This is a genomic window from Arthrobacter pascens, from assembly GCF_030816475.1.
GTDB classification, from domain to species: domain Bacteria; phylum Actinomycetota; class Actinomycetes; order Actinomycetales; family Micrococcaceae; genus Arthrobacter; species Arthrobacter pascens_B.
Genome location: NZ_JAUSXF010000001.1, coordinates 3,861,329 through 3,882,579, shown reverse-complemented (window position 1 = coordinate 3,882,579; position 21,251 = coordinate 3,861,329). Strand labels below are relative to the sequence as shown.

At 64.7% G+C, this 21,251-nt stretch carries 19 protein-coding genes; 8 read left to right on the top strand and 11 right to left on the bottom strand.

The features are described 5' to 3' along the window. The first annotated feature begins 139 nt into the window (after positions 1 to 139). The gene (locus QFZ40_RS17765) at positions 140 to 376 is read left to right on the top strand and encodes a hypothetical protein (protein ID WP_306905976.1); all 237 of its coding nucleotides are present in this window, start codon (positions 140 to 142) and stop codon (positions 374 to 376) included. Between the two features lie 132 nt (positions 377 to 508). Here the strand turns inward: QFZ40_RS17765 and QFZ40_RS17760 are convergent, their stop codons facing one another. The 8 genes from QFZ40_RS17760 to QFZ40_RS17725 form a co-directional block, all read right to left on the bottom strand. Continuing rightward, positions 509 to 697, bottom strand: coding sequence for a hypothetical protein (locus tag QFZ40_RS17760; protein ID WP_373427484.1), 189 nt, complete (start codon positions 695 to 697; stop codon positions 509 to 511). Positions 698 to 884: 187 nt separating this feature from the next. Then, positions 885 to 1,856: a carbohydrate ABC transporter permease gene (locus QFZ40_RS17755; RefSeq protein ID WP_306905973.1), complete on the bottom strand. Its 972-nt coding sequence runs from the start codon at positions 1,854 to 1,856 to the stop codon at positions 885 to 887. Next, complete coding sequence (locus QFZ40_RS17750; RefSeq protein WP_306905972.1) at positions 1,853 to 2,836, bottom strand: carbohydrate ABC transporter permease; 984 nt, start codon at positions 2,834 to 2,836, stop codon at positions 1,853 to 1,855. The genes QFZ40_RS17755 and QFZ40_RS17750 overlap by 4 nt, the downstream gene beginning before the upstream one ends. 44 nt (positions 2,837 to 2,880) lie before the next feature. Beyond that, positions 2,881 to 4,221, bottom strand: a complete 1,341-nt coding sequence (locus QFZ40_RS17745) for an ABC transporter substrate-binding protein (RefSeq protein ID WP_306905970.1) — start codon at positions 4,219 to 4,221, stop codon at positions 2,881 to 2,883. A 338-nt stretch (positions 4,222 to 4,559) separates the two neighbouring features. Further along, a complete protein-coding gene (locus tag QFZ40_RS17740; RefSeq protein WP_306905968.1) occupies positions 4,560 to 4,952 on the bottom strand; it encodes a universal stress protein in 393 nt (130 codons plus the stop codon). Between the two features lie 90 nt (positions 4,953 to 5,042). Then, positions 5,043 to 6,674, bottom strand: a complete 1,632-nt coding sequence (locus QFZ40_RS17735; RefSeq protein ID WP_306905967.1) for a tripartite tricarboxylate transporter permease — start codon at positions 6,672 to 6,674, stop codon at positions 5,043 to 5,045. Further along, on the bottom strand, positions 6,674 to 7,177 hold the full coding sequence (locus QFZ40_RS17730; RefSeq protein ID WP_306905966.1) for a tripartite tricarboxylate transporter TctB family protein: 504 nt from the start codon (positions 7,175 to 7,177) through the stop codon (positions 6,674 to 6,676). Before QFZ40_RS17730 ends, QFZ40_RS17735 begins: the two co-directional genes overlap by 1 nt. Continuing rightward, complete coding sequence (locus QFZ40_RS17725) at positions 7,174 to 8,175, bottom strand: Bug family tripartite tricarboxylate transporter substrate binding protein (protein WP_306905965.1); 1,002 nt, start codon at positions 8,173 to 8,175, stop codon at positions 7,174 to 7,176. The genes QFZ40_RS17730 and QFZ40_RS17725 overlap by 4 nt, the downstream gene beginning before the upstream one ends. 263 nt (positions 8,176 to 8,438) lie before the next feature. Here QFZ40_RS17725 and QFZ40_RS17720 point away from each other — a divergent pair, with 263 nt between their 5' ends. Both QFZ40_RS17720 and QFZ40_RS17715 read left to right on the top strand, forming a co-directional pair. After that, positions 8,439 to 10,010 carry a sensor histidine kinase gene (locus QFZ40_RS17720; RefSeq protein ID WP_306906987.1) on the top strand — a complete coding sequence of 524 codons (1,572 nt, stop codon included), beginning with the start codon at positions 8,439 to 8,441 and terminating at the stop codon, positions 10,008 to 10,010. Between the two features lie 2 nt (positions 10,011 to 10,012). Further along, positions 10,013 to 10,681, top strand: a complete 669-nt coding sequence (locus QFZ40_RS17715) for a response regulator (protein ID WP_306905964.1) — start codon at positions 10,013 to 10,015, stop codon at positions 10,679 to 10,681. A gap of 16 nt (positions 10,682 to 10,697) precedes the next feature. Here QFZ40_RS17715 and hutG read toward each other — a convergent pair whose 3' ends face one another. Together hutG and QFZ40_RS17705 are read right to left on the bottom strand one after the other, a co-directional pair. Then, positions 10,698 to 11,675, bottom strand: coding sequence for a formimidoylglutamase (hutG, locus tag QFZ40_RS17710; RefSeq protein ID WP_306905963.1), 978 nt, complete (start codon positions 11,673 to 11,675; stop codon positions 10,698 to 10,700). A gap of 110 nt (positions 11,676 to 11,785) precedes the next feature. Then, the gene (locus tag QFZ40_RS17705) at positions 11,786 to 13,231 is read right to left on the bottom strand and encodes an NCS2 family permease (protein ID WP_306905962.1); all 1,446 of its coding nucleotides are present in this window, start codon (positions 13,229 to 13,231) and stop codon (positions 11,786 to 11,788) included. Positions 13,232 to 13,341: 110 nt separating this feature from the next. On the opposite strand from QFZ40_RS17705, the gene QFZ40_RS17700 reads away from it, so the two are divergent. Further along, positions 13,342 to 14,013 (top strand): copper resistance CopC family protein, encoded by a 672-nt coding sequence (locus QFZ40_RS17700; protein WP_306905961.1) that lies wholly within the window; start codon positions 13,342 to 13,344, stop codon positions 14,011 to 14,013. Positions 14,014 to 14,069: 56 nt separating this feature from the next. On the opposite strand, the gene QFZ40_RS17695 is transcribed toward QFZ40_RS17700, so the two are convergent. Then, complete coding sequence (locus QFZ40_RS17695) at positions 14,070 to 14,702, bottom strand: NAD(P)/FAD-dependent oxidoreductase (protein WP_306906986.1); 633 nt, start codon at positions 14,700 to 14,702, stop codon at positions 14,070 to 14,072. Between the two features lie 402 nt (positions 14,703 to 15,104). Between QFZ40_RS17695 and QFZ40_RS17690 the strand changes: the two genes are divergently transcribed. The 4 genes from QFZ40_RS17690 (at position 15,105) to QFZ40_RS17675 (ending at position 21,249) form a co-directional block, all read left to right on the top strand. Next, positions 15,105 to 16,136, top strand: coding sequence for a universal stress protein (locus QFZ40_RS17690; protein WP_306905960.1), 1,032 nt, complete (start codon positions 15,105 to 15,107; stop codon positions 16,134 to 16,136). Positions 16,137 to 16,166: 30 nt separating this feature from the next. After that, positions 16,167 to 18,944 carry a PEP/pyruvate-binding domain-containing protein gene (locus tag QFZ40_RS17685; protein WP_373427447.1) on the top strand — a complete coding sequence of 926 codons (2,778 nt, stop codon included), beginning with the start codon at positions 16,167 to 16,169 and terminating at the stop codon, positions 18,942 to 18,944. A gap of 89 nt (positions 18,945 to 19,033) precedes the next feature. Continuing rightward, positions 19,034 to 20,152 carry a LolA family protein gene (locus QFZ40_RS17680; RefSeq protein ID WP_306905959.1) on the top strand — a complete coding sequence of 373 codons (1,119 nt, stop codon included), beginning with the start codon at positions 19,034 to 19,036 and terminating at the stop codon, positions 20,150 to 20,152. Between the two features lie 158 nt (positions 20,153 to 20,310). Next, the gene (locus QFZ40_RS17675; protein ID WP_306905958.1) at positions 20,311 to 21,249 is read left to right on the top strand and encodes an ABC transporter ATP-binding protein; all 939 of its coding nucleotides are present in this window, start codon (positions 20,311 to 20,313) and stop codon (positions 21,247 to 21,249) included. The last annotated feature ends 2 nt before the right edge of the window (positions 21,250 to 21,251 follow it).

Sequence of the window (21,251 nt, the reverse complement as noted above, 5' to 3'; positions counted from 1 at the left end):
TCCCTGGCGGCCGCCCGCGGTGAAATATGTGGCGACACGAATAATCCGGACCCGGGAAGTGTAGTAGAACTGAAGGTGCAGTGAGTGTCACATCAAAGAGGCTGTGGCGCAGGACGTATACAAAGGGGTAGAAGTTCACATGAAAGCACGTGGGGGAGTCTTATCAAGGCGTAATGCCCATCCGGCCACCATTTCAGACTGGGGAACCCTCAGGGCTGGAGATCGGGTGGAAATCGTCAAGCACGCACACGTTGTCGCTGCAGGAGAAGTGGAAGAAGTGTCGGAGAGCGGGAATGTGCTGTGGCTCGTGCCGGCCGGTCCGTCCGAAAAGCAGTTCTTCCTGAAATCCGACGGTGTTCAGGTACGCAGGAGCTGACTCGGAACAGCTCCTGTCAGGCTGACGCAAAGAAGTCCCCGTCGTTGGGCATCCTCCTCAGGGAAGGACGCCTGACGGCGGGGACTTCTTGTGTGTTGCGGGTGCCGCGGTGGCGCCGGGACATGGCGGCTGTCAGGCGGCGATGTTCTCGTACGTTTCACCAAAAGGCACTGAGTCATCCAGTGCTACGGTGTATCGCCCGGGCTGCAGTCGGGTGACGAGGATGCCGCAGGCGGCATCCTTCGCGGCTTCAATGAGTGTGGCAACAGCCTTGTCCAGTCCCTGCCGCATCTCGTCGACACTTGAAAAGTGCAGATCCATTGACGGGAGTTCCGTGGCCGGCGAGGCGGCCAGGGGGCGTTCCAGGATGGTAGTCATGTATTGGTCTTTCTGTAATGCGCGCCGGAGAGTCTGCCAATTCTACTGCCGCCCGCACGGAAATGTAAGATGTCTGCTGTTTCACTCCCCCAATACCGCCCCTTAGATTATCAGCAACAGGGCAATTAAGTTACTTCAGGCTGCCCATCGCGACGCCGGAGCGCCAGTACCGCTGCATGGCAATCATCAGGATCACCATCGGAATCGTGGCCACCAGTGAACCGGTGATGACCAGTCCGGTGAGGTCCACTGTGGAGTCCGTGCCGCGCTGGAGCCACGAGTACAGGCCCAGCATGACCGGCCATTTATCCGCGCCGCGAAGGTAGACCAGGGGGCCGAAGAAGCCGTTCCAGGAGCCCACGAAGTGCAGGAGGAAGATCGTGGCGCCCGCTGTGGTCATGAGCCGGGAGGAAATCTGGAAGAAGATCCGGTATTCGCCCGCTCCGTCGATTCTTGCCGCTTCCAGGAGTTCGCTGGGAACGGCGCCTTCGGCGTAAACCTTGGACAGGTAGACAGCGAACGGGCTGAAGAACGCCGGGATGATCATCGCCCAAATGGTGTCGTACATTCCTATCTGCACGAAGAGCAGGTAGGACGGAATGGTGAGCAGGGCGCCTGGAATGAGGAACGAGCCGATGATAAAGCCCATCGTGGTTCCCTTGCCCCTGAACGCGTACATTGCCAGGCCGTAGCCTGCGGCCATCGACACCACCGTATGGCCTATCGAGCTGGCAAAGGCATACAGCAGCGAGTTCCACAGCCAGGTGCCAAAGATCCCGTCCTGGTAGGTGAAGAGCGACGCCAGGTTGTCGAACAGCTTGAAGTTCGCGAACCACATCGCGTCCGTTGTGTAGAGGTCCTCCTTGGACTTGGTGGCGGAAACAATCAGCCACCAGGCAGGTCCTACTGAGTAGAGCGCAAACAGGACCAGTCCGATGAGCACGATCCAGCTGGACCTTCCCCGCTTGCCGGAAATCTCGGACGGGTCATCGTTGTCCATGGTCTTGAGCTGGCGTTTGCGCAGGCGGAGGGCCTTGAGCTCCAGTTTCCTGGTGTCATTGTTCGGGTCCAGGACCTTTGAAGGCGGTGAGGTGAGTGTCATGATTCGACCTTGTTTGTCAGGCGGTAGATGATCACCGAGGCAACCCCTACCACTGCCGCCAGGATGATGGACAACGCGGCCGCATAGTTCAGGTTGCCCACCTGGAACGCCTGGTTGTAGATGACCATGCTGGGAGTGAAGTCCTTGGTGATCGATTCGGGCGAAATGGATCGGAAGAGCGTTGGCTCATTGAAGATCTGGAGCGTGCCGATGATCGAGAGCAGGCCGGTCAGGACGAGTGAGCCGCGGACGTAGGGAACCTTGATGGACATGGCAATCCGGAATTCGGAGGCCCCATCGACCCGGGCCGCGTCGAAGATTTCGCGTGGCACTGCCTGCAGGGCGCCAAAGAGGATCAGCATATTGAAGCCAATGGAGCCCCACACGGCCAGGTTGCCTATCGAGACCCAAATCATGCCGCTTGAAAAAAAGTCGGCGTGTATTCCGAACAGGCCGAAGAAGGGCTTGAGGGGCCCCACCACCGGGCTGTACAGGTAGAGCCAGATCATGATGGCCACGATTCCGGGGATCATGTACGGAATCAGGAGAAGCAGCCGGAAACGGTTGGCCACCCTGCGCTTCACGGCGTCAATCAGCAGCGCCAGCGCCAGGCTGATGAGCTGGATGACGGGGACAATCACGACGGCGTAGATGCTCACCCGGAGCATGGAACTCCAGAACACAGGGTCTATGAACCCCCGGGCGAAGTTTTCGAACCCGGCGAAGCTGACGGTGGCTGCGCCGAAGCCCAGTCCGGAGGTCTTGGAGGCGAAAAGGCTCTGGCCGAGCCCAATGACCATCGGCAGGAGCGTGAACACCGCGAAACCGATGACGAACGGCCAGGTGAACGACGCCCCCTTGAGCCGCTGCTTGGTGCGCCAGGAAAACCGGGGAGACGCGGACGCACCTGCCCGTGCCTGCCTCGAGGGCTCTTGCTCCCTGCCGTCCAGGCTTTTACGGACTTCTAATCTGGAAGACATCCGCGTCTCCTCTCTGTTGCGGATCTCCGAAGAGAACCGGGTGGTTACTTGCTGACCTCGTATTTGATGCCCTTGGAGTCAAGGTCCTTGGCAATGAAGGCCTGGACGTTGGCCATCGCCTGCTTCAGGGTGATCTGCTTGGCCATGGCCTTGCCCCACTGGTCCTGCAGCTCGGGGAACCAGGCGTCGTAGTTCGGACCGCGCTCGAACTTGCCGACGGCGGCGTTCTGGGCTTTCGAGATCACGGCACCCACTTCAGCTGCAGGCTGGGCTCCGAAAATCTTGTCCGGGACGACGTCCGCAGTGTAGGCCGACACATCGGCAAGGTTCGTGGGAACGCCCACGGAGCCCGTTTTCTTGTTCCTGCCGGCTTCGATGGCATCCTTCGAGCTGGAGGTCCAATTGATGTATTCAACGGCGGCGGCGGGATGTTCACAGCCGACGGGAACGAAGCCGGGATCGGCAAAGCCGGAGCTTACAAACTGCTTGGCGTCCTTGAACTGGGGGACGTCCACTGCCTGCCATTGTCCCAGGGAGGCTTTGAAGTTGGTCTGGTAGCCGGTCATGGACCACCAGGCCAGGGGCACGGTGGCGAGCTGGCCGCTGTCGAAGTAGGAGTAGAGTGCGGGCCTGTCCTTGTAGGTCTGGTGGGCTACCAGGTCGTTGTCCACCAGCTTCTGGATAATGTCCACTGCCTTCATGGTGGCGTCGTCCTGCAGGTTGACCTTCCACTTGTCGCCATCGATCGCGAACCAGTTCGCGCCGGCCTGCTGGGACATCTGCAGGAGGGTCGAAGGGTCTTCGCCGGCCAGGTTGATGACCGTGACGCCGTGGGTCTTGAGCTCCTTGCCGGTCGTGACGAAGTCCTCCCAGGTTTTCGGAACAGCGAGTCCGTACTTTTCGTAGACGGCCTTGTTCGCCATCATGAAGGTGGCCGAGGGACCTGCCGGAAATCCGTAGTACTTTCCGTCAACCTGGGCGGCGGCCTGGGCGCCCTTGCTGTAGGTGTCCTTAATCGGCTCTATGTACTTGGTGATGTCCTGGGCCCAGCCGTTGACAAGAACCGTGCTGATGGGGGCGATTCCCGGTATCCAGCAGGGGATGTCCTTCTTTGACTCCATGACGTTCCTGAAGTTTGTCTGGGTGGCAGTGTTGCTGGCCTGCAGGACGTAATTGACTTTGATCTTGTCATGGCTGGCATTGAAGGCATCAACAACGTGCTGTGTCGACTCGGCGTCCCAGCCCCACACGTCAATAGTTACCGGGCCGGCGTCCGCTGCCGGGGCGGCAGGCGCAGAGGCGCTTCCGCAGCCGGCCAGGAGGCCGATTGCTGCGACCGCGGCCGATATCGACAGGGCTTTCCGCTTGGTGTTTGTCAGGCTCATCTGTTCACTTCCTTGTGGTCTTGCGTGCGAGTGGAGACTGTTGCGGGATGTTTCGTTCCGGCAACTGGCCTGCCGCCTCGCCACCCGAATCCGGGCGGCGAGGAAAACGTTATCCTCGGGGCTGATACTGTCACGTGATGGCCCCGACATTCAAGACCTGAAGATAGTTTTCTTTTCCGGATGATGCAGAGATTGCCTCCACACTGGGAAAACGTTATCCTATCAGTGTTGTTGTGAAGCGGGAGTGGGCATTAAAGCAAGAACCCGGGGCTTGTCCGCAGAGCCGCGCCGGGAAGGCGGGGAACTGCGGACAAGCCCCGGATTGGGAGCCGGCGAGCCTAGCCCGCCTTGACCGCCAGTACGGGGCAGTCGGCTTCAAGCAGGATGCGCTGGGATGTGCTGCCCATGATCAGCTTGCCCACCGGGGTTCGTCTCCGCAGGCCAATCACGATCAAATCGGCATTATGCTCCTCTGCGGCATCGAGGACCTCCGCCGCCGCATCATGCCCACGGACGGGCTGCTTGATCACGTGGTCGATTCCCTGGATGGCCAGGCGGTCCTCGATGCTCTGAATCTCCGGCTCCAGGGCGTACCTGTTGTCCACCAGGGAATCCCCCTTGGACGAGTTGATGACAAGCAGGGTGGTGTTGCTCTTCCGGGCCTCCGCGATGGCCTGGGTCAGCGCCGCCTCGCCCTCTGGTGTAGGGACGTATCCCACCACGATGGTCATGGTTGCTCTCCTTTTGGTCTGTGGTCTGTTGTGTGACTCGGTACTTAGGGGTCTTCTGGCTGGTGGCGCGAAAAGTCAGGCGGGGGTTGCCTAACCGTCGCCGTCGCCCCCGTCGCCGCCTGGGTTTCCATCGGCCCGATGGCTGCCATGGCTAACGGCGCCCCCGGCCTCCCGCGGCTCCGATGCTCCGGAGCGGGTGGCGGGCATGGAGGTGGCGGGCATGGAGTCGGCGGCCGGGCGGGCGCGGCGGTACAGCTTGAACAGCAACGGCCAGACCAGGATGATGGCCACAATGATGTAGACAACGACGGCGATCGGCTCGCCGAAGAGGCCGTTGGGGCCCAACGGATCGCCACCGGACAGCTTCAGTGCCTTGCGGAGCTGGTCCTCCAGCCGCGGCCCCAGGATCACGCCGAGGATGAGCGGCAGGACGGGGAGGCCGAAGCGCCGCATCATGAAACCCAAGGCGCCGAAAACCAATAGCAGCACCAGGTCGAAGGCCTGCAGGTTTACCGAATAGGCGCCCAGCGTGGCGAAGAACAGAATGCCGGCATACAGGTAGGGGCGGGGAAGCTGCAGGAGCTTCGCCCATAGTGGAGCCAAGGGCAGGTTGATGATCAGCAGGAGAAAGTTGCCAATGAAGAGGCTGGCGATCAGCGCCCACACCAGGGGACCCTGGCTGGCGAACAGCTGAGGGCCAGGCTGGATGCCGTATCCGGTGAACGCGGCCAGCATCACGGCGGCAGTGGCGTTGGTGGGCAGGCCCAAAGCCAGCATGGGTGTTAGTGTGCCGGCAGCGGAGGCGTTATTAGCGGCTTCCGGACCGGCGACGCCTTCAATGGCACCGTGCCCGAACTCCTCGGGGTGTTTGCTGAGCCGCTTCTCCGTCACGTAGGACAGGAACGTGGGGATCTCGGCGCCACCGGCCGGCAGTGCACCAAAGGGGAAGCCGAAGGCGGTACCGCGAAGCCACGGCTTCCAGGACCGTTTCCAGTCGGACTTGCCCATCCAGGGCTGTCCCACCGGGATGGCATGCAGCGGTGTGCGGCGCAGGTGCGCAGCAACCCAGAGGGCCTCGCCCAAGGCAAAGATCGCCACGGCCACCACCACAATGTCTATGCCGTCAGTCAGCAATGGAATGCCGAACGTGAGGCGGGCCTGTCCGGACCCCGCGCCCACCAGGCCAATGGCCAGGCCAAGGCCCAACGCAGCGAAGCCGCGCAGCCGGGAGGAGCCCAGCACGGCGGTGACCGCCAGCAGGGCCAGGACCATAATCGCGAAGTAGCTGGGGGAGCCCAGGCTGACGGCGAACTGCACAACGATCGGCGCGAACATTGCCAGCAGGGCAGTACCAATGGTGCCGGCCACGAAGGAGCCGATCGCCGCCGTCGCCAGAGCCTGGGCGGCCCTGCCGGCCTTGGCCATCTTGTTTCCTTCGATGGCGGTGATCACCGAGGAGGATTCGCCGGGGGTGTTAAGGAGGATGGACGTAGTGGACCCGCCGTACATGCCGCCGTAATAGATGCCGGCGAACATAATAAATGCGCTGGTGGGTTCCAGGACCTGGGTGACGGGCAGCAACAGCGCCACTGTCATGGCCGGGCCCAGTCCAGGGAGGACTCCGACGGCGGTACCCAGGAGGACGCCGATCACGGCGTAGAGGAGGTTCATGGGAGTCAGGGCGGTGGCGAAACCGTCCATCAGGGAGGACCAGACGTCCATTACAGAATTCCTTTCAGGACACCAGCCGGCAAGTGAATGCCAAGGCCCAGGTAGAAGCCGTAAAAGGTGAGAACCGAAAGGGCCACGGAGATGATCCCGTCACGGACGTAATGCCGGCTCCCCAGGGCCCACGCGCTGCCCCAGAAGAGGATGGTTCCCGAGATCACCCATCCGGCCCAGTCGATCAGCAGGATGTTGGCAATGAAGGCCCCCGCCAGGGGCAGGACGGTCTTCCAGTCGGCCGGGTGCGTGAGGTCCACGTCCTCCCCGCCTTCGGCTTCGCCCTGTCCGCCCCGCAGCACATTGATTGCCAGCAGAACTGCGCAGACAACCAGCAAGCCGGACACCAGGTATGGCAGCGTCTTGGGCCCTACCGGGTCGGTTTGGGAATAGGTGATAGCCAGGCGGCTGGTGTCCAGGAAGACGACGACGCCGACCACGCCGAGCAGGAGGGCTACCCCCAGCTCGGCGCGGCCTTTCAAGCCTGAGGCTATGGAGCTCATGCCAACCCGAGCTTGGTCAGGACGTCGGCAACACGCTTGTCCTGTTCTGTGAGGAAGGACTTGAACTGGTCACCGGTGACGAAGGCGTCCGTCCAGCTGTGGGTCTTCAGCGCTTCCTTCCAGCCATTGCTGCCGTGCATCTTTTCGAGGGCGGCAATCAGCTTGGCCTTGTCTGCATCGCTGATTCCGGGAGGAGCCACCATTCCGCGCCAGTTGGTGAACTCCAGGTCGATGCCGGACTCCTTCAGGGTGGGTGCGTCTACGCCCTCGAGCCGCTTTGAGCCGCTGGTCGCCAGGACGCGGATTTGACCGGACTGGATCTGCTGGAGGTACTCCCCGGCGCCGGAGGCTGCGAAGCCCAGCTTGTTGCCGAGGATGGCCGGGAGGAGGTCTCCGCCGCCGTCGTAGGCGACGTAGTTAACCTTGGTGGCGTCGATTCCCACAGCTCCGGCGAGCTGCATGGGCAGCAGGTGGTCGGGGCCGCCGGGGGAGGATCCGCCGCCGACGCTGATGGAACCCGGGCTTGCTTTCCAGGCGGTGACTAGGTCATTGATGGTCTTGTAGGGCGAATCCTTGTTGACCATGATGGCGCCGGGCTCTTCGATGAGCTTGGCTAGCGGCGTGGTGGCCGTCAGCTTGGATTCGGACTTGTTGGTATAGCTCGCGCCCACCACGCCCAGGCCCATCAGCATGGCGAGGTCGCCGTTGCCCTTTTCGTTGACGATGCGGGCCAGGCCCACGGTTCCGCCAGCCCCGGCCAGGTTGAAGACCTCGGTGTTGTTGGCGATCTTCTCGTCATCGAGAACTTTCGCCGCGGCGCGGGCAGTGGTGTCGTAACCACCGCCCGGAGTGTTGGGGACCATGATTTGAAGACCGGTCAGCGGGCCGGCGGAACCGCTGGTGCTGGTGGAGCTGCCACCGGTGGCACCGCAGCCGGTGGCCATCAGGGCGATGCCGGCGGCGACGGCGGCAATACGCAATGCGCGGATCTGGCGCATGGTGTTCCTCTTCTCGTTGACAAATGATCAGGAAAACTGACTTGTGATCCGATGCTAGGCCCGGAAGTGACCGGCATCACTCTTGTGTTCGCAGAGAAAGTTAAGTTCATTGCGTTCACGTTTCCGAACATCCACCGCGTGCTGACGCGGTATAGTTCCGATAGCCGCGCAGGACCACGCTGTACTGCCGGTATCCACGTTCCGCACATGCCGCATCTGCTGAACCACCAGAGGAAACAACCACAGTGACTCGACGAAGAGGAATGTCCCTCGCGGGGCAGTACCTTGTTCTGCAGTTGCTGATAGTCCTGGCCGTCCTGGTGGCGGTGGTGGCCATCTCGCTGGCGCAATCTGCCGCAGTGTTCGAACGGACGGAGGGCCGCCGGGCTCTGTCCGCTGCCGAAGCGCTGGGCAACAACCCCGCAGTCCGTGAATTACTCCCCGACGCGGAGCCGCGGTTGGGTGCCGCGCTCAGCTCAGTCGCGGAGACGGTCAGGACCGTCTCCGGCTCGTCCCAGGTGGCCCTTGCGAGACTGGACCGCACTGTTGTGGCCACGTCTGATCCGGGCCTGCTTGGCCAGCCGCTGCAACTCGGCGACAGCCATGTGCTGGACGGGAGGGCCTGGACCGGCGTCGTCAACGAATCGGGCACCGCCTATCTTTCCGCCCATGTCCCCGTCCTCAATGACGCCGGAAAAATGATCGGGATCGCGTCCATCAGCCGGAACTACCCGTCCACCTTGGAGCGGCTTGGCGACGCTGTACCCAACCTCCTCACGTACCTCGGAGTGGCCAGTGTGCTGGGCGTTGCCGGTTCACTCCTGCTGGCACGGCGGGTCAAACGGCAGACCCTTGGCATGGAGCCGAGCGAAATCACCGGACTCGTGGAGAACCGCGAGGCCATGCTGCACGGGCTGAAGGAAGGTGTGGTGGCGCTCGATCCGCACGAACGCATCACCGTGGCCAACGACAGTGCCCGGGAACTTCTGGGGCTGCCGCCTGACTGCGTGGGCAAAAAAGTGGGATCTCTGGCGGTTGACCACGCCCTGAAGGAAGTCCTCACCAGGGACCAGCCGGGGCCGGACAGGCTGGTGCTGGTGGGCGACCGGATGGTGGTGCTGAACCGGGTGCCCATCCGTTCGCGCGGCCGGGACATAGGCTCAGTAACAACACTGCGGGACCGGACCGAACTGTCCTCATTGGAGCGCGAACTGGGCGCCACCCGGACGGCGACTGACACCTTACGCGCCCAGGCCCACGAATTCGCGAACCAGCTGCATGTGATCTCGGGGCTGATCCAGATCGGCGAATACGATTCCGTGGTCCAGTTTGTTAATGGCGCAACTTTGGACAGGACCAGGCTCAACGACGACGTCACCAGCCGCATCCACGACCCGGCCTTGGCCGCTCTCCTGATAGCGAAATCCAGCCTCGCCGCCGAGCGTGGAGTGGCCCTGCAGCTTGACCCGGAGTCCGCGCTGGGGAAAGTGGACGATGAACTTTCCCGGGATCTGGCCACAGTGGTCGGAAACCTGGTGGATAACGCGTTCGACGCCGTTGCCGGCCGTGCGGAGGCGTCTGTCCGCGTGCTCGTGGAGGAAGAGGACGACGGCGCCACCGTCACCGTGCGCGACTCCGGCGCCGGCGTCTCCGGACGCCACTCCGAGGAGATTTTCAGGCAGGGCTTCACCACTAAGGGGCCAGGACCCGGGGGCGGGCGCGGATTCGGGTTGGCCCTTTCCCGGGTGGTTTGCCGGCGAAGCGGTGGCGATCTGACGTTTGCCAATGACAACGGGGCAGTCTTTACAGCCCGCCTCAAGGCCGGAAGGGTCTAGCGATGATCAAAGTCCTGATTGTTGATGACGACTTCATGGTCGCCAAGGTCCACGCGGGGTTCATCCAGCGGACGCCCGGGTTCGACGTCGTCGGTGTGGCACATACGGGTGCCCAGGCGATTGCCGAAACGGGACGGTTGATGCCGGACCTGGTGCTGCTGGATATCCATTTGCCGGACATCAACGGCTTGGACCTGATGCAGAAACTGCGTACAGCAGCCCCTGAGCTGGATGTCCTCGTCATCAGCGCGGCACGCGAAGTGGACACCGTGCGGAAGGCGCTGCGGGGCGGCATCGTGCACTACCTCATCAAGCCCTTCTCCCAGACCGACCTGCAGGAGCGGCTGGAGCATTACCGGAACGCCTATTTGAGCCTGGCCTCGTCCAAGGAGGTCGCGGAGCAGTCGGACGTGAACCGGGTTTTTGGCATGGAGCGGACTGACAGGCCATTGCCCAAGGGGTGCAGCGTCGAAACGCTGAAGCTGGTCGAGGCGGCCCTGCAGGAGGCCGCCGGCGACCTCTCGGCCGCTGAGGTGGCCGTCCAGCTGGGCACCTCCCGTGTGAGTGCGCGCCGGTACCTTGAGTATCTGTACGACGAGGGGGCGCTTGAGGTCCGGCTCAAGTACGGTGCCGGCAGGCCCGAACGGCGCTACGTCCTTAAAGGCGCCTGAGTCCTCAAGGGTGGTTCTACTGGAGCAGGGTGCTCACCAGCCGCGCCGCAACCCTGGCGGTGCGGCCGTCAATGTCGAAGGCAGGGTTCAGCTCTGCCACGTCCACATGCAGCAGCTTCCCGCTCCGTGCCACTTGCCGGCAGACAGCGCTGATGACGGCCAGCGGCACGCCGTAGGCAGCAGGAGCGCTCACCCCGGGAGCCACCGCGGCCGGAAGGACATCGAGATCGATGGTCAGGTACAGCATGTCCACGCCGTCGAGGAACTCAGCAACGAACGTCCGCACCCGCTCTGCCTCGCAGTCTTCATCCAGGAGGTAGCTAACGCCCAGCCGCCGTGCGGTGTTGAAGAGCGCCCGGGTGTTGTTCGGTTCGGAAATGCCGACGACGGCGTACCGGAATTCGCGTCCCGCGGCGGCTTCCGCCTCCGCCATCTGGAGGAACGGGGTGCCGGAACTGGGCACAGGCGCCTCACGGAGATCGAAGTGGGCGTCCAGGTTCAGGATGCCCAGCCGCTTCCCGGAGCGGACCGCTTCGGAGCCGGCGAGTCCGAGGTAGCTGGCGAACGCGGTCTCATGCCCGCCGCCGAGCACCACGGTGAGCCTGCCGGCGTCGAGCATTGACGTGATAGCCAGCCCCGCCCGGGCCTGCCCCGCTTCCAGTGCCCCGTCGGAGACCGCCACATCGCCGGCGTCGGACACTGTCCGCTCAAGGTGGAACGCCAGCGGACCCAAGGCCGCGCGGAGGGCTGCCGGGGCCAGGGCCGCGCCCGGCCGGCCCTTGTTACGACGCACGCCTTCATCGCTCGCGAATCCCAGGAGCACGGCAGGCCGCAATGAATCCGGCGTTGCCCGGGCAGCAGCCGTCGCCCCCGACGCCCCCGGCGAGTAGCGCGACACCGCCTGCCACCAGCGGCGGTGCTCATCGGTTTCGCCGTCGAACCTCCCCGTCCAGGGCTGCGGCGGGATATCGATGGTGAGCGCGGGAAAAGCCATGCTCCAAGCTCACCCCATGGCTGCAGCGAATGCCAGCAGCGCCGCCGTCGTCCTGTCTGGAATACCGGAACCGGCCTAAAATGCGGAAGGCCGCCTGCCGGAGAGTGCCTTTAGTGCATCCCGAGGGCAGCTTCGATGGTTCCCACCGAGAAAAAGAGCAGGAACGCGGCCGCCACTGCCCACATCAGCGGGTGGATGTCGCGGATTCTGCCTTGGACGGTGCTGATCAGGACGTACGCGATGAAACCGGCACCCAGGCCGTTGGCGATGGAGTAGGTGAACGGCATCAGGGTCAGGGTCAGGAACGCCGGGATCGCGATTCCCCAGTCCCGCCAGTCGATCTTGCCCACCTGGGAGACCATCATGAAGCCCACCACCACCAGCGCGGGAGCAACCGCCTCGAACGGGACCAGGTTGATGAGCGGGGTGAAGAACATGGCCACGAGGAACAGCAGGCCGGTGACGATGGATGCCACCCCGGTCCGGGCGCCCTCGCCGATCCCTGCGCCGGCCTCCACGTAGATCTGGTTGGAGGAGACCGAAGCGCCTCCGCCGAGGATGGCGCCGAGGGCGTCCACCTGGAGCACACGGTCAACGTCGGGGATGTTGCCGTGCCGGTCCACCGTGCCGGCCTCGTTGGCCAGTCCAACCATGGTTCCCATTGCGTCGAAGAAGATGCTCAGCAGGATCACAAAAGCCAGCAGCGTGGCAGCAACGAAACCCAGGTGCCCGAAGGCGCCGAAGGGATTGGCCTTGCCGATCAGGGACAGGTCCGGGGCCGCCCAATCGGTGAACTGCGGCGCCACCAGGGACCAGCCCTGGGGGTTGAAGGGCTTATCCTGCTGGACGCTCGGTCCGATGTGCAGCGTTCCTTCCAGGAGCACGGAGATGACTGTGGAGGAAATGATGCCGATCAGGATGGCTCCCTTGACCTTGCGGACCACCAGGGCGATGGTGAGGACCAGGCCGAACACAAACACCGCAGTGGGCCAGCCCAGGAGCTTGCCATCGAAGCCCAGGCCAACCGGCACCGTCGTGCCCGCAGCGTCGGGGATCCGGCGGACAAAGCCCGCGTTAACCAAGCCGATCAGGGCGATGAACAGCCCGATGCCCACCACGATCGCGGTCTTGAGGCCCTCCGGGACTGCCCTGAAGACGGCGGTCCGGAACCCGGTGAGGACCAGGATCAGCATGGTGACTCCGGAAATCACCACCAGTCCCATCATGTCCGGCCAGCTGAGTCCCGGGTTGGTTGCCACGGTTACGGCGACGAAGGCGTTGACGCCCAGCCCTGTCGCCAGGGCAAAAGGGTGCCTTCCCCAGGCGCCCATGAGGATGGTGAGGATACCGGCCACCAATGCTGTCACGGCGGCTACCGCGGCGAAGCCCAGGGTGGTGCCGTTGGAGTCAGCGCCGGAGAGAATGAGCGGGTTGAGCACCACGATGTAGCTCATGGCGAAGAACGTGGCAAACCCGCCGCGGATCTCGCGGGACAGGTTGGACCCCCGTTCAGTGACCTTAAAGTACCGGTCCAGGGCAGAGCCTTGCTTGAGCATGAATCCTCCGGGGAGTCTATGGGGATACCTGAATCCTATGGGGAGCGAACGGAGCAATCCGGCACATTCGCCTACTCTGTAAGGAAGCCAACACAAGGAGCAGTCCCAGCATGCGTTCCATCCGCCGCCAGTTGTTCAAAATTGTGCTCGGAACAGCCGTGTTCGCAGCTGCCTTTCTCGGTGCGGCCGGTCCGGCTTCCGCCCACGATTCCGCCGAATCGAGCAGCCCGGCGCCGGATGCCACGGTGGGCGTGCCGCCGGAGAAGGTGAGTGTCACCTTCAACAACACCCCGCAGGGCATCGGCGCCCGGTTCTCCATCAAGGATGCCGGCGGCGCTGAATGGTCGGACGGCCCCGTCAAAATCGTGGACAAGGTGGCCTCCCAGCAACTCAGGCCCGGCGGCCCGGCAGGCAAATACACGGTCACGTGGCGCGTCGCCGGTTCGGATTCCCACCCCCTCGAGGGGACGTTCAGCTTCACGGCAACGGCAGGGGCAGTTCCGGGCGCGACCCCTTCGGGAAGTTCAAGTCCGGGAAGTTCAACTTCGGGAAGTTCGACGGCGCCCGCTGTCGTTCCGAGCATGGGGACCGCCCGTCCTGGAACAACCGAGTCGCCCGCCCCCGTCGGCGACGCGTCGCAGCCGTTCCCTTGGAGCCTTGTGGTCTTCGCGGCAGTGGCCATCGGTTTGCTGGTAGCCATCGGGATCATGGCGAAGCGCCGGCTCGCCGGCAGTGAAGGACCGGGTGCCGGCAGTGAAGGACCAGGCGAAGACGCCGGCTGAACCAAGCCCGGCGCCGCGTTGAGGCGGCCGGTTGAATTAATCAGGCAGGATGGCGATCAAGCGGGCAGGATGGCGAGGCTGCCGGTGAGGAGGTTTGGCGTGTTTTCCGGGTTGACTTTCGCGGAGATAGCCTGGCCCACTGTTTTTGCCTGGCGCAGAACTTCCTTCGGGGACGGGGTGATGAGCTCGCCAACACCCACAAGGTAGATGCCGATTGCCCGCATCGCGGACACCAGGTTACGGCCCACTGTGATTCCGAAGTCATTGAGCATCCGCCGGAGCTGGCTGTGGGCGCAGCGGGTCAGCACAATGTGATCAGCCAGCAGGATACCCGTGGGGGTGTGGACTTCCCACTGGCGGACAAAGGGTTCATCGGTGGGGCCGGTGGGCGCCCCGCCCACCATTGTCAGCTGGACCGCCCGTGTGGTGTTGCGGACATCCATGCCGTGGCTGGCAGCGTAGATGCGGAGGTGGCGGAGGATTTCATTCCGCTCCCGGAGGGAGTCTGAGTCTGCTGCATCGCAGCGCTGGAGTGAAGCTGTGTTAGCCGGTTGCCCGGCGCCCAGGATGTCGAGTCCGTCCACCACGATGGAGTCCACACCCCGCCGGCGGAGTTCTGCGGCGACGGCGAGGCCGGAAAGGCCCGTGCCAATGACCACCGTGGTGGTCTGTTCGGTCCCGACATTCATAGGCGTGCTTGACACTACAGTTTTCCTCCTTCGAAACAGTCAGCTGGCAGGCATCGTTGCCCTGCACGCGTTCCGTTACCCCCAAAGTGCGGCCGCAGTACCTGGCCGGGACGTCTTCTGACAGACATCATCCCGGACCAGCGATGGCTTGAAGACTACAGAACAATTACTGACAGGGATAGCCCAAACCCAAACATTCTTCATACTGGATGTTCGCGCTCTCATCCCCGCAGGTAAGGGGCTGTGGATAACTCCTTGCTAAGTAAACGTGTACCGAGAATAGTGAGAAGTGGAGGCGGGCTTCGCCTGGCCGCGTGCGTGCTGAAGGCTCATACGCGGGAAACAGGTCCGCTTCTGGCAGAATAGCCGCAACATCAGGCAGTATCGCGAGGAGGCGACCCCATGGGCGCACAGGAAACGCATCGGGACCGGGACAGCGGTGGCAATTCTGCTGCTCCCCGCGGGATCGTTGTCGGCGTGGACGGTTCGGACCATGGTCAGTGTGCCCTCGTTTGGGCGGCCCGTGAAGCCGAGCGCAGGCGCCGCCCGCTGCATATCGTGACGGCATATTCCGTGCCCATCTTTGCCGCCTCAGGCCTGGACGGCGGCTACGCCACGGTGGATGATTCGGTGATCCGCGAAGGCGCCGAAGCGATCGTCAGGCAGGCCGTGGACAAGGTCTCGGGCTACAGCGTCGACGTCGATGCCTCCGTTGAGAATGGAGACGCCTCGGGCGTGCTGCTGGAGATGTCCGAAACGGCCGAGCTCCTGGTCTTCGGCACGCGCGGCCGGGGCGGTTTCGTGGGCCGCCTTCTGGGGTCGGTAAGCAGCGCACTGCCTGCCCATGCCAAGTGTCCAACGGTGACTGTCCCGCTCATCTGCGCGGACAGGCTGGGGGAAACCACCGAGGATAAACGGATCAAGGCGGAGCAGGCGAAAATGGGGCACCAGCGCGTAGAGAACGTGGTGGTGGTGGGTGTGGACGGTTCCGAGCAGGCGCGCGTGGCGGTCCTGGAGGCGGCATCGCAGGCGGAGCGGATGGGCGCAACCCTGCGCGTGGTCTGCGCCGTTCCGCAGTACAGCGGATCTCTGGCGTGGGTTCCCGCGCCCATGGACCGCAAGGCTCTCTTCGCGGATATCCGTATGCAGCTGGATGCAGGCATGACCTGGCTCAAGAGCCATTATCCGCACCTTTCCATGGAGTCTGAGCTGAAGGACGGCTCACCCGTCGAAGTTCTCGTGGAGGCCAGCAAACATGTGGAACTCGTGGTCGTAGGCACCCGCGGCCGTGGCGGATTCACCGGGATGCTTCTCGGATCCACCTCCGACGGAGTACTTCACCATGCCAAGGGGCCGGTCATGGTTGTGCCGGACCGTGAGGACCTGCGGCTCGCTGACAGAGCAAGTTTCGGTCCCATCCTCGGCGCCGCCTAAACTTCCCGCTGCGTCAACAGGAGGCGTGCGATGCCTGAATCCGCTGCAGCACCCGATCATTCCGCACGCACAACAGGAGAAGCACCCCAAGAGACGGGAACCGGGGTTCCGGACGGGAAGCTGGTCCTGGACCTGGGCCACATCAACGCCGGAATGGTGCCGCTGGTCGGCGGCAAAGCAGCAAACCTTGGCGAGCTGATGAGCGGAGGACTGCTGGTGCCGGACGGCTTTTGCCTGACCACCGACGCCTACCGGCTGGCCACCGCCCCACAAACGCAAACTGATGCAGGACCCCTCGGAGAGGTCCTTCGGGAGCTGGAGTCCACGCCTGCAGACCGGCTGCCGGAGCTGGCTGCGCTCGCTGGCCGGGCACGGGAAGCCATCCGTGCCGCGGACATCCCGCCCGAAATCGCCGCTGCCGTGACTGAGGCCTATGGGGCTCTGGGGGACGACGTCCCCGTTGCCGTGAGGTCCTCGGCCACTGCCGAGGATCTTCCATTCGCCAGCTTCGCCGGTCAGCAGGATACCTACCTCAACGTAGTGGGTGGCGACGCTTTGCTGGAGGCAGTGAAGAACTGCTGGGCGTCCCTCTGGACGGACAGGGCGGTCAGCTACCGGGCAAACCGCGGGATTGACCCGGCAGCCGTGGCGCTCGCCGTCGTCGTCCAACGGATGGTGGACGCCGCGGCGGCCGGCGTGATGTTCACTGCCAACCCGATCACCGGCCGCCGGCAGGAGGCCGTCATCGATGCCAGCCCAGGGCTGGGTGAGGCAGTGGTCTCCGGAACGGTCAACCCGGACCACTTTGTCGCGGACCCGGTCGCGGGAAGGGTCCTGGAACGGCGGCTGGGGGACAAGCGGATGATGGTCCGGCCCCTGCCTGGTGGTGGGACGGAGACCGTCGAAGTCCCCGACGCCGGGAGCGACCCCTGCCTGACCGAGGCGCAGGTGGTTCAACTGGCAGCCCTCGGCATACGGGCGGAGAGGCTTTTCGGGGCGCCCCAGGACATCGAATGGGCCCTCGGCCGCGACGATGTGCTGTGGCTGACCCAGTCACGCCCCATCACCACCTTGTACCCCCTTCCCGAGCGGGTGCCAGCAGAGGACGGCCCCCGCGTCTACCTGTGCTTCAGCCTGGCGCAGGGCCTGACCCGGCCGATAACTCCCATGGGACTGGCCGCCCTCCGGCTCATTGCATCCTCCATTGCCCGGACGGCCCGGTTCGATGTTCCCGAACCACATAACGGGCCATCCCCCTACGCAGAGGCCGGCCAACGCATCTACATCGACCTCACCACTGTTGCCCGCAGCAGCACCGGCCGTCGGATCGTCCCCCGGGTGTTCGACGTGATGGAGGCCCGCTCCGCCACCGTGCTGCGCCAAATCTTTGATGATCCGCGGTTTTCGGTGAACCGGAGGACACCGCTGGGCCTGCTCCGGCACGTGGTTCCGGCCGCAGCCAGGGCCCGTGTTCCCGAAGCCCTGCTCCATGGCCTGTTCAGGCCGGAAGCAGCCATGCGCCGGCTGGAACGATTCTCCAGTGAATTCGGAAGGTCGCTGCAGTTGCGGGCGGACGCCAGTCCGGCCGAACGCCTTGACCATGCCGAGTACCTGCTGGGCAGCAGACTCTTTGCGATTGTGCCTGCCACGCTTCCCCTCGCGGCACTTGGATTCGCCACGCTGGCTTTCGCTGGAAAACTGTTGGGCCCCGGCCGCAGCCGGTGGGACGACCTCCAGCAGGTCCTCCGTGGCCTGCCCAACAACGTGACCACCGAAATGGACTTGGAACTGTGGCACCTCGCCACAGTGATCAAGGACGACGGCGAATCCCTCGCTGCCGTGACAGGGCAGGAGCCCGCCGTTCTCGCGGCAGCGTTCAACGCGGAGGAGCTGCCGCCGGTCCTGCAGGCAGGCCTGGAACGCTTCATGCAGCGGTACGGACACCGTGCGGTGGCGGAGATCGATGTGGGCATGTCCCGCTGGTCCGATGATCCCACCCACATCATCGGTGTCCTGGCGAACTACCTCCGGTTGGAGAATCCCGTGCTGGCTCCCGACCTTCAATTCAGCAACGGCGCGGAGGAAGCGGAGGCGCACGTGGTGCGGCTTACGGCGGAGGCGACGCGTCATGGCCGCATCCGCGGCGCCCTGGTACGGGCTGCGTTGCGGCGGGCCAGGCTCTTCGCCGGGCTGCGTGAGCTGCCCAAATACCAGCTCGTGCTGGGGCTCGCCGAGGTGCGGAGACAACTGCGCCAGGTGGGGGAGTCGCTGGCCGCAGCCGGAAAAATCGGGGATCCCGACGACGTCTTTTTCCTCGACACCGTCGAGGCCCGGCAGGGGATCGCAACCGGAACGCGCCTACATCAGCTCGTGGCGCAGCGCCGGGAGGCCTACGCCCTGGAGCTCGAACGCCGCCATGTGCCCCGCGTGCTGCTGTCCGACGGCACGGAACCGGAAGCGGTGCGGCCAGTCGGGGCTGCGGACGCTGTTCCCGGAGCACTTGCCGGGAGCCCGGCGTCGTCCGGTACCGTGACAGCGTCCGCCCGCGTCATCCTTGATCCCGTGGGCGCCCACCTGGAACCCGGAGAGATCCTCGTAGCCCCCTCAACAGACCCCGGCTGGACACCTCTGTTCCTCACAGCGGGCGGCCTGGTAATGGAAATGGGCGGACCCAATTCCCATGGGGCGGTGGTGGCGCGGGAGTATGGCATCCCCGCGGTGGTGGGCGTCCCCGACGCAACCATCGTGCTTTCCACTGGCCAGAGAATCACGGTCGACGGCGGCGCCGGAACCGTCACGCCCGCGTAGCCACAGCTCGTGCCTGGCAGGGGTGTGGACTGCCGTCCGCAGGCGTAACCTGAATCTATGGGAGCCAACGACAACGGAGCGGGGCTGGCGTGAGCCGCCCGTGGCTGCGGTGGGTGCCCGCCGTGGCGGTACCTGCAGTGATCGCCGCCGGGGCGCTGGCGGGATCAATCCCTGTGTGGGCAGGCGATCCCCTCCCCGACAAGACTCCGGAGCAGGTCCTGACCTTGCTGGCCACGCACCAGGCAAAGTCCTTCTCCGGAACCCTGCAGCAGACCTCCGAGCTTGGACTTCCCGAACTTCCGGCTGCCGGACCAACGTCGGGACCGGCGTCTCCGGGCGGGACTGCGGGCGGGGCAGCATCGATAATCGAGCTCCTGACCGGCCAGCACACGGCCCGGGTCTTCGTTGACGGGCCGGCCAAGCTGCGTGTCCAGGTAGTGGACCGGCTGGCTGAAAGGGACATCATCAGGCGGGACAGTGACCTGTGGTTCTACTCATCCAAGGACAACAGCGCCGCCCATCTCACGCTCCCGGCAATGGCCCGCGATCTTCCGCTGACACAGCCGCAGACACCGGCCTATCCCACGCCGGAAGCCCTCGCCGGCCGGTTCCTCGCGGCGCTGGACAGCTCCACCAACGTGACTGTGGGTCCGGACGTTGAAGTTGCCGGACGGACGGCCTACAACCTGGTCCTGGAACCCCGGACCCAGGGGACGCTGGTGGGAAAGGCCGCCATCGCCGTGGACGGCCAGACGGGCTTGCCGCTCAGGGTATCGGTGACCGCGCGCGGACAGGCTGATCCGGCCTTCCAATCGGGGTTCACCAGCCTGTCCCTGGGGGCTCCCGATGACTCATTGTTCAGCTTTGTCCCTCCGCCTGGCGCCACCGTGAAGGAACTGCAGCCGCCGCCGATCCCGCACCGGCCGGTCACGCCGGACAGCGGGACCGGTGACCAGAAGCCATCGGTAACGGGCAGCGGCTGGGAAACGGTCGTCGGCATCCGGGCAGCGGACGCCGGGCAGGGATCCTTCCTGAGCGAATCGCTGCTGAAGGACCCGCTCCTGGCCCAGGCCGCCGTCGTCGTTCCCGGTGGACGGCTGCTGTCCACCGCGCTGGTGAACGTCCTGTTCACCGACGACGGACGCGTCTTTGTGGGGATGGTTCCGCCGGAACGGCTGCAGGCAGCCGCCACCGCAGTGGCTCCGTGACTTCCCGCCGGCGGGAGGACCCGCTCCGGGGGGACAGCGTCGAGGATCCTGTCCGCTTGGCTCCGGCTCGAACGAGCCTGCCAACCAGTCTGCCCGCAGGCGGGAAGCCCGGCCTGACCATTGAGACCAATGGCCTGAGTAAACGGTTCGGCCATCAGATGGCGGTCGATGGAATTAATCTGGCCGTGCCGCACGGTTCGGTGTTCGGGTTCCTGGGCCCCAACGGGTCGGGAAAGACAACCACCATCCGTATGATGCTGGGCCTGGCCGCCGCGACGGCAGGCACTGTCAACGTGCTGGGGCTGGAGATGCCCCGCCGGCTCCACGAGGTCCTCCCGCGGGTGGGGGCACTCGTGGAGGGCCCGGCGTTCTATCCGTTCCTGTCCGGTGCCGCCAACCTGCACCGGCTCGACGCCGCCAGCCGCCACGCACCACCGGCCACGCGGTCGGCGCGGGTGGGCCAGGCGCTGGAGCGGGTGGGTTTGGCGCATGCCGCCGGCAAGCGGGTCCACGCCTATTCCCTCGGCATGAAGCAGAGGCTGGGGATCGCCAATGCACTGCTTTCTCCGCGGGAGCTGCTGGTCCTGGACGAGCCCACCAACGGGCTGGATCCGCAGGGAACCCGGGAGGTGCGGAGCCTGGTGCGCTCCCTGGCCGCGGACGGCGCTACTGTCTTCGTCTCCAGCCACCTCCTGGCCGAAGTGGAGCAGATCTGCACGCATGCGGCGATCATGAGCGCCGGTCGGCTGGTGGCCCAGGGCCCCCTGGCGGAACTGCGCCAGTCCGGCGAAGCACGCTTCCGACTGGTGACGCCCGACGCCGGCGCCGCTTCCGGGGTCCTGGTGCGGCTGGGCATGGCTCCGGTGGCAGGGACACGTGAGCCGGATGGCGAGGTGCTTACCGCCGTAGCCCCAGTGTCCGGCGGGGGCGTCCGGCCAGGAGATAATCCCGCAGCCCGGGACGTTGCGGCGCCGGAGGACGTGGTGGTGAGGCTGGTGGAGGCAGGGGTCCGGGTCCGCGGATTTTCGGTGGAGCGGGAGAGCCTTGAGGACCGCTTTGTTGCTTTAACGGGGGAGGGGTTCGACGTTGCACAATAGCC